We start from the raw sequence: 6,723 nt of genomic DNA, 5'->3' as shown, positions 1-6,723 counted from the left end.
TTGCTGTTGCCGTTGATCGCGAGGGTGTCCGGCACCTGCACGTAGATGGTCATAGACCCCGCTCCACCGCCGGGGCCCCCCGGGATCGCGACGTTGGAGATGCCTTTCCAGCCACACGAACTCAACACCATCGCGGCGACCAGCAGGGTCAGCCCCTGCCAGCTCCGCCGGCGAATCACCCGGAGCGCGCCCCTCATGGGCCGACGGTTCGGCTCGTTCCTCGCGCCGACAGCGCTCGTCACTCCCCTCACTGGCCGACGGTTCGGCTCGTTCCTCGCGCCGACAGCGCTCGTCACTCCCCTCACTGGCCACCTCCGAAGTCGGCGGGTGCCGCCGGGCCACCGGCGTTCGGCGCGGGTGCGGCCACCGGCGCCGGTGTCGGTGCGACCGGACCCGGGATCACCTCCGGCCCCGGCGGTGGCGGCGGAATGGGGACCTGCGGCGGATTCTGGCCGATGACGGGCGCTATCGGGTTCTCGTCATAGGCGTTCGGCGGACCCGGCGGGGTCTGCAGGGTCGACTGGACGGGCGCGATGTTCGGCCCACCCATCAGCTCTCCCAGCGAGTCCGGGGTCATCAGGCCCGCCGTGATCGGCCCGACCTGCTGCCCCTGCATGCCCGGGGCGACGATCCAGCCCGGCTGGGTGTTGCGGTGCGAGGTCGGGGTGTCCGGCACCCAGATGCCCGGAACGGTGGTGTCCTTGTATCCGTTCGGCGGGTGCAGCCGGTCCTCGGAGTAGGCGACCTCCTTCGGCAGCGTCTCGGCCGTGCTGAACAGGTTCAACCCGAACGGCGGGTAGTTGAACTTGATCGCGTCGAGAATCGGCGAGAGGTACTGCGCGCACAGTTCGGCCGACTCCTGGTAGCCCAACCGGCTGCCGGCCTGGATCGCACTACAGATGAACTGCATCGGGTTCGCGAAGTTGGTGATCGACGGAATGGCGACCACCGAACCGTGCGACGGGTGATAGATCTGGTTGATGTTCGCCGCGGCCGTCGGCAGCACGTGCAGCGCGGTCTCCAACCCGTTCAACGGATCCGGTTGCAGCAGCGCATTGGTCGCGGTCTCCAGGTTGTTGATGTCTTGGACCAGCACCCCGCGGTTCTGGTCGAGCCAGGGGCGCACGGTGGTGAGCAAGCTGTCGAACTGCACGATCGCGTTGGCCAGGTCGGTATCGGAATGCCCGAGCCGCGTGGTGAAGTCAGCGAGGTTCTGGTTGAGCGCGACGAACTGTTGGTCGTCGTTGTGCAGTGCGTTGACGAACAGCGCCAGGCTGCGCACCACCGCGAAGAAGTCGCCGCGACCCTCGTTCAGCGCGGTCAGCGCCTGCGACAGGCTGGTCAGCGTGCTGTTGAACTGCTTCCCCTTGCCGGCCAGCCCGTTGGCGAACGACTCGATGACCTCACCGAACGGGCCCTTGGGCTGCTCGGGTGTCGGGCCCAGCTTGGAAATGATGTTGGTGATGCTGTTGCGCAGCTGGTCCCACTCCACCGGCACCTGGGTGCGCTCTTCGGGGATCACCGCGTTGTCGGCCAGCACCGGCCCGCCCTTGTAGGCCGGCTCCAGCTGAATGGCCCGCGAGGCCACCAGGGTGGGGTTCAGAATCACCGCCGAGGCGTTGGCCGGCACCCGGTACTTGTTTTCGTAGTGGAACGTGACCTTCATCTTGTCGCCGCTGGGCTCGATCTTGTCGATCGCGCCCACCCGCAGACCCATGATCTGGACCTTGTCCCCTGCGTACAGCGCGTTCGCCGCCGGGAAATAAGCCACCACGGTGTTGGTGGTCAGCTTCTCGTAGAGCCGCCAACCGACGTAGCCGACGACGAGCGCCAGGATCACCACCAGCGATCCGATGATGACCGATGCCCGAGACAGCCTCGGCAGCCGCAGGTTGCGGATGTCAAAGATGGTGCTCAATTCTGGCTACCTCCCCCCGCTGCGCCACTGCCTCCGGTTCCGCCGGGGTTGATGAAAGGTGCCGGTAGTTGGTTGCCCGGCCCGGGCGGTGCCGCCGGTCCCGGCGGGAATCCCGGCGCGAACGTCGACGGCGGCGGCGGCGGTCCGGCCGGCGCGAGGTTCTCGGTGCGAGCACCCGGGGGCGCCTGCGTCGGCAACGGCACCGGCGTGCCCGGCACGTCAGGCGGCGGGTCACCCGGGCGGCCCGCGATCGGGATGCCCGGCGTCGGCGGCAGACCCGCGGGGTTCGGCGGCGACGCCATCACGTCGACCGGAGCCGGGAAGCCCGGCCCACCGAACGGGCCCGACGCGGCACCCGCACACGGCAACGGATTCCACGGCCGCGGCAGACCCTCGTCACCGACGGTGACATTGCCGCCGGGGTTGGCCGGCGTGTACGAGCACGGCGATCCCGGTGGGACGGCCGGGCCCGGGTGATCGGGCGTGCCCTCGAGCACCGGCGGCGCCGGCGGCGGCGCGCCATTCGGGAACCGGGTCCCGTTCGGGTCGGGCCAGCGGTATTCCGGCAGACCGGCGCCGCGCCAGAAGTTCTCCGGGTCGATGCCGCGCTTCTTGAAGGCGGCGTCGACCCACGGCTGGGAAATCTGGTACAGGGCCAGGTTGTGCAGGACCACCTTGAAGAACGGTCCCGACGCGATGGCCTCGTTCAGCGAGGGCAGGAACTTGCCGACCTCGGTGAAGCCGTTGGCCAGATCGTCTTTGCGCTGCACCAGGATGTCGCTGACCGTGCGCAGCTGCTCCAGCACGTGGTTCAGGTTCGGGTTGTCGTTGATCAGGCCCTTGACCTGTTCGGAGAACGCGGCGATGTTGCCGAGCAGGGCGTTGATCGCCTGGCCGCGCTCGTTGAAGGCGGCCAACAGCGTCTTGGTGTTGACCAGCAACCGGTCGACTTGATCGCTGCGTTTACCGAGGATGCCCGCCACCTGGTTGGCCTGGGCGAGCAGGTGCTTGACCTCTTCGTCGCGCTTGCCGACGGTGTCGGAGAACTTCTGCACGCCTTCCAGCGCCGGGCTCAGGTGCGGATAGGTCTGGTCGATGGTCTGCGACAGCACGTGCAGCGACTGCTTGACGGTGTCGATGTCCCAGCCCTGGGCGGCCTTGGTGACGTCGAAGAACGCGTCGTAAATCTGGTAGGGCGTGGTGCTCTGGCCGATCGGCAAAGTCGCGCCCGGCCGCAGCGGCTGGTTGCCGCGGGCCTCCAGTTCGAGGACCTTCTTTCCGAGGATGGTGTCGGTCTTGACCGCGAGCCGGCTCTCGGTGCCGAACGTTGCGGTGCCGGCGTTGAATTGGACCACGATGTGATCGCCGTCGATCTTGATGCCCTCCACCTTGCCGACCTCTACGCCGGCGATGCGCACCTTGTCGCCCTTGCTGAGGCCGCCGGTGTCGGTGAACTGCCCGTAGTAGTGCGGCTTGGCCATCAACATCGGGACACTGGTGAAGCTTTGGCCGACGCCGATCACGAGCAGCGTCACGACGATGCCCATCAAGCCGATGCGGATCCGGTTGGGTGGTTCCAGTGTTCTCATTGCGGCGTGCACCTACCCGTCGGCTGCTGGAACAGCCGGACCGTGCGGACCGGGCCGCCGGCCTGCAAGCCGTTGATCTTCAGGGTGATGTCGCAGGCGTAGAAGTTCACGAAGTCCCCGTAGGAGCCGATGGCGCGCCCGATCATGTTCAACGCCGTCGGCACCTTCTTGAGGTAGTCCTGCAGTTGGTCTTGCTGGTCGATCAGCGGCTGCTGCACCGCGTCCAGGTAGTTGATCGTCTTGTGCAGCAGGCCGCGGTCCTCGGCCAGCAGGTCGGCCACCGTGCCGGCGGCGTTGCTGATGTGCGCGGTCCCCCCGGCCAGTTGCTCTTTGTGGTCCTTGAGCCCGGTGATCAGCACCTCGAGGTTGTTGATGGTTTGGTCGAACTGCTGGCGATGCCGGACCGTCGTGTCCAGCACGATGTTCAGGTTCTTGATGACCTCGCCGATCGCCTGGTCGCGCTCGCCGAGCTGGCTGGTCAGCTGCGCGGTGTTGTCGAGGATGTCGTTGATGGTGCCGCCCTGGCCCTGGAACACGGTGACCAGCGAGCTCGCGATGGTGTTGACCTTCTGCGGGTCCAGCGCCCGGAACAGCGGTTTAAACCCACCGATCAGGGCGTCCAGGTCGAGCGCCGGCTGGGTGCGTGCCAACGGGATGAACCCGCCGGCCGGCAGGACCTTGTCGGCGCCCTCGCCCTGACCGCGCTTGATCTCCAGGTAGCGGTTGCCGATCAGATCGAGATAGCGGATCTGGGCGGTCGTCGACTGGTACAGCTGCACCGAGCGGTCGACGTTGAATTTCACCCGGGCGCGCTTGCCGCCGTCGACCAGCTCCACCTTGTCGACCTTGCCGACCTCAACCCCCGAAGCGCGGACGAACTGGCCCGCGCGCAGGCCGCTGACGTTGGTGAACTCCGCCGAGTAACCGTTGGTGCGGTCGAAGCGCATCTGACCGAACACCACGATGATCATCACGGTGAAGATCAGCAGCACCACCGAGAAGATGCTGAGTTTGACAAGGGTTCCGGTGATTTTCATGGGTTGATCGTGTTATCCCCTACCTGGCGTCCCCAGACGTACTCGATCGCGTACGGCGATCCGGTGTCCAGGTGGTTGTACGGTGCGAGGCTGTTGCCGGAGTCCATCACCAATTCCGGTGCGGGCCACAGGTCGTGCGTGAGCGGCTGCCAGCAGCCCGGCGCGCCGCCGGGGCCGCCGCGCGCGTTCACCCGCGGCAGGTTCTCCGGGTAGATGTAGGGGTTCGGGGCGCCACCGACCAGGCCGGCCGCGGCGCCGAGGCCCAGCGTGAGCGCCGCGACGGCCACCAGCGACAGGGGGTTGGCAACCAGCCCCAATCCGGACAGCGCCTGGGTGTGGGCGACCAGCGAGTAGCCGTTGCCGCCCAGGAAGGCCGAGGCCTTGGGCTCGATGTCGTGGTAGTTGCGGACGGTGCAGAACAGCTCGGGGCTGTAGGTGTCCAGCAGCTGCGCCGTCGGCACCAGGTCTTCGGCGCCGCGCGCCAGGTACGGCCCACCCTTGTTGAACAACTCCGCGCCGGTGTTGCCGAACCCGGCCGCCGACAGCAGCGCCCGGTCCAGATCCTTCTGCTGGGCGTTGATCGTGCGCGCGGTGACCACCGCGTTGTTCAAGAAGTCGAACAGGTCCGGCGACGCGTCCGCGTACGTGTCTCCCAGCGCCGCCAACCGCTGAATGTCCCTACGCGCCTGCGGCAGCTGCGGATTCACGTCGTCGAGCAGCGTGTTGGCGTTGGTGACCGACTGACCGAACTTCTCGCCCAAGCCGGTCAACGACTGCGCCGCCGCACTCAACGTCAGATTCAGCTTGACCGGATCGACCTTCTCCGCGATCGAGGTGATCGTCTGAAACAGCGTGTTGATCTCCGTCGTCACCGACCGGGCATCGATCACCGTGTGCGTCGAGATCTTCTGCGGCGACGGGTTGGCCGGCGTCGTCAACGACACATACTTACCGCCGAACACCGTCGTCGCCTTGATGTCGGCATTCACATTCGACGGGATCAGCTTCAGGTACCGCGGGTACACCTCGAGGGTGAACTTCGCCGCCGGCTTCCCATCGCGAACCGTCTCCGCAATCGAGCCGACCCGGCCGATCTCCACCCCGTTATAGGTCACCTTCGAACCCGGATCCATCACCAACCCGGCCCGCGACGCCAACATGGTCAGCTCCGTCTTGGGCGTGAAGTTGCCCCGGAACTGCCCGTAGATCAGCGCCAGCGCCAGCGCGAAGACGACCAGGATCGCCACGCCGGCCAGCTTGTACGGCGGGGTCCGCGGGGAGTTGGTCTGGATCGGTCGGGCCATGGCGGTCACACCGTGAGTGCGAAGTTGGGGTTGACGCCATACAGCGCCAACGCGGCGGACAACACGACAACCTGTACCGACACCAGCGAGAAGCGCATCGAGCGGCCGACGGCCTCACCGACGCCGACCGGCCCGCCGCCGGCGTTGTAGCCGTAGAAGCAGTGGGTGATCATCACGACCGCGGTGATGATGATCGCCTCCAAGAACGACCAGAACACGTCGTCGGGACGCAAGAACGTCCGGAAGTAGTGCTCGTAGGTTCCGTTCGACTGCCCGTAGATCACCGTCGTGGTGATCTGCGGGGACAGGAACGTCATGATGATCGCCATCGAGTAGATCGGGATGATGACGACCAGCCCTGCCATGATGCGGGTCGAGGCCAGGAACGAGATCGATTTGATGCCCATCACTTCCAGGGCGTCGACCTCCTCGCTGATGCGCATGGCGCCCAGCTCCGCCGTGGCGCCGGCGCCGACCGTGGCGGCCATGGCGATGCCGGTGACGACGGGCGCGGCGATGCGCACGTTGATCAGCGCGGCGAAGAAGCCGGTGAAGGCCTCGACGCCGATGTTGCCCAGCGAGGCGAAGCCCTGGATGGCGACCAGCGAGCTACCGGACAGTGTCACGAAGCCGACGATGGCGACGGTGCCACCGATGACCGCCATCGCGCCGGTGCCCATGCCGATCTGGGCGATCAGGCGCAGCGTCTCCTTGCGGTAGTTGCGCAGCGCGTGCGGGATGTGCCCGACGGCGGTGGTGCCGAACCACGCCATCTGGCCGATGTCGTCGAGGCCGCGGGCCGCGGCGAGGCCGTAGCGGTTGAGGTTCTCTGCCGCCCGTGGGAAGCGGGAGCGAAAGACGGCGGAAGTCGACAT

5 protein-coding genes and 1 pseudogene are annotated in these 6,723 nt (G+C 66.9%); all 6 read right to left on the bottom strand.

The window, feature by feature from the left end; genetic code table 11:
- Positions 1 to 242: pseudogene (locus A5708_RS15085) on the bottom strand (mammalian cell entry protein); the annotation flags it as partial.
- Positions 243 to 301: 59 nt separating this feature from the next.
- Complete coding sequence (locus tag A5708_RS15080) at positions 302 to 1,918, bottom strand: virulence factor Mce family protein (protein ID WP_065029390.1); 1,617 nt, start codon at positions 1,916 to 1,918, stop codon at positions 302 to 304.
- A complete protein-coding gene (locus A5708_RS15075) occupies positions 1,915 to 3,507 on the bottom strand; it encodes a virulence factor Mce family protein (RefSeq protein WP_065029389.1) in 1,593 nt (530 codons plus the stop codon). Before A5708_RS15075 ends, A5708_RS15080 begins: the two co-directional genes overlap by 4 nt.
- Complete coding sequence (locus tag A5708_RS15070) at positions 3,504 to 4,544, bottom strand: virulence factor Mce family protein (RefSeq protein WP_065029388.1); 1,041 nt, start codon at positions 4,542 to 4,544, stop codon at positions 3,504 to 3,506. Before A5708_RS15070 ends, A5708_RS15075 begins: the two co-directional genes overlap by 4 nt.
- Positions 4,541 to 5,848, bottom strand: a complete 1,308-nt coding sequence (locus tag A5708_RS15065; protein WP_065029404.1) for an MCE family protein — start codon at positions 5,846 to 5,848, stop codon at positions 4,541 to 4,543. The genes A5708_RS15070 and A5708_RS15065 overlap by 4 nt, the downstream gene beginning before the upstream one ends.
- A gap of 5 nt (positions 5,849 to 5,853) precedes the next feature.
- On the bottom strand, positions 5,854 to 6,723 hold the full coding sequence (locus A5708_RS15060; RefSeq protein WP_065029387.1) for an MlaE family ABC transporter permease: 870 nt from the start codon (positions 6,721 to 6,723) through the stop codon (positions 5,854 to 5,856).

It is taken from the genome of Mycobacterium colombiense, from assembly GCF_001672755.1.
GTDB lineage: Bacteria > Actinomycetota > Actinomycetes > Mycobacteriales > Mycobacteriaceae > Mycobacterium > Mycobacterium colombiense_C.
The sequence above is the reverse complement of the archived record's forward strand: the minus strand, read 5'-3'. Positions and strand labels throughout refer to the sequence as shown.